Below are 1,434 nucleotides of genomic sequence, written 5' to 3' on the forward strand. Positions count from 1 at the left end.
GAGCCGCGACGGCCTCGGTGGCGGCCGGGCCGACGGTGTCGTCGGCGAAGACGACGGTGGACCCGAGCAGCTCGCCCAGCCGCGTGGCGACCGGCGCGAGGGTGAACTTGGGGTCCGGCGCGCCCTTCGGGCGGCCCAGGTGGGACGCCACGATCACCTTGGCGCCCGCGTCACGCAGGGCGATCAGCGTCGGCAGCACCGCGCGGGCGCGGCCGTCGTCACTGATGACGCCCGGATTGCTCTTGTCGAAGGGCACGTTCAGGTCGGCGCGCACGAAGACGCGCCGACCTGAGACACCCTCGGCGAGCAGGTCGTCGAGAGTCTTCAAGATCAGGCTCCGACGAGCTTGACCAGGTCGACGAGGCGGTTCGAGTAGCCCCACTCGTTGTCGTACCAGCCGACGACCTTGACCTGGTTGCCGCCGATGACCTTGGTCAGGCCGGCGTCGAAGATGCAGGAGGCCGGGTCGGTGACGATGTCGGCCGACACGATCGCGTCCTCGGTGTAGACCAGGATGCCCTTGAGCGGGCCCTCGGCGGCGGCCTTGATCGCGGCGTTGACCTCCTCGACCGTGGTGTCACGGGCGGCGGTGAAGGTCAGGTCGGTGGCCGAACCGGTGGGGATCGGCACCCGCAGCGCGAAGCCGTCCAGCTTGCCCTTGAGCTCCGGCAGCACCAGGCTGACGGCCTTGGCGGCACCGGTCGAGGTGGGCACGATGTTCAGCGCGGCGGCGCGGGCACGGCGCAGGTCGCTGTGCGGGCCGTCCTGCAGGTTCTGGTCCTGGGTGTACGCGTGGATCGTGGTCATCAGACCCTTTTCGATCCCGATCGTGTCGTTCAGGACCTTCGCCATCGGGGCGAGGCAGTTGGTGGTGCAGGACGCGTTCGAGATGACGGTGTGCTTGGCGGCGTCGTACAGACCGTCGTTGACACCCATCACGATCGTGATGTCCTCGTTCTTGGCCGGAGCCGAGATGATGACCTTCTTGGCGCCCTTGTCCACGTGGGCCTTGGCCTTGGTGGCGTCGGTGAAGAAGCCGGTCGACTCGATGACGACATCCGCGCCGAGGTCGCCCCACGGCAGGTTGTTCGGGTCACGCTCGGCGAACGCCTTGAACGACTTGCCACCGACGCTGATCTCGTCGGCGGACGCCTTCACCTCGTGGCCCAGGCGGCCCAGGATGCTGTCGTACTTCAGCAGGTGAGCCAGCGTGGCGTTGTCGGTCAGATCGTTCACGCCGACGATCTCGATGTCGGCGCCGGAGGCGAGAACCGCCCGGAAGAAGTTACGACCGATACGGCCGAAGCCGTTGATGCCAACCCGGATGGTCACAGGTGGTCTCCTCGTTTCGGTCCGCCGGATTCTGCGACCGGCGGAGGGGTCTGCATGCCGACCGTAGGGACGGCCGACAAAAAGGCGTCCGGCGCCGCACCC

General features: G+C 67.9%; 2 protein-coding genes. Both read right to left on the reverse strand.

Features of this window, described 5'->3' with window-relative positions; all coding sequences use genetic code 11:
* Nucleotides 1-334 (reverse strand): phosphoglycerate kinase (gene pgk / locus BC793_RS48575; protein ID WP_211340673.1); only part of this gene is annotated, 334 nt, incomplete at its 3' end.
* Nucleotides 331-1,332: a type I glyceraldehyde-3-phosphate dehydrogenase gene (gene gap / locus BC793_RS48580; protein WP_093610437.1), complete on the reverse strand. Its 1,002-nt coding sequence runs from the start codon at nucleotides 1,330-1,332 to the stop codon at nucleotides 331-333. The genes gap and pgk, both read right to left, overlap by 4 nt.
* Nucleotides 1,333-1,434: the final 102 nt, after the last annotated feature.

This window comes from Actinoplanes xinjiangensis (assembly GCF_003148685.1).
GTDB lineage: Bacteria > Actinomycetota > Actinomycetes > Mycobacteriales > Micromonosporaceae > Actinoplanes > Actinoplanes xinjiangensis.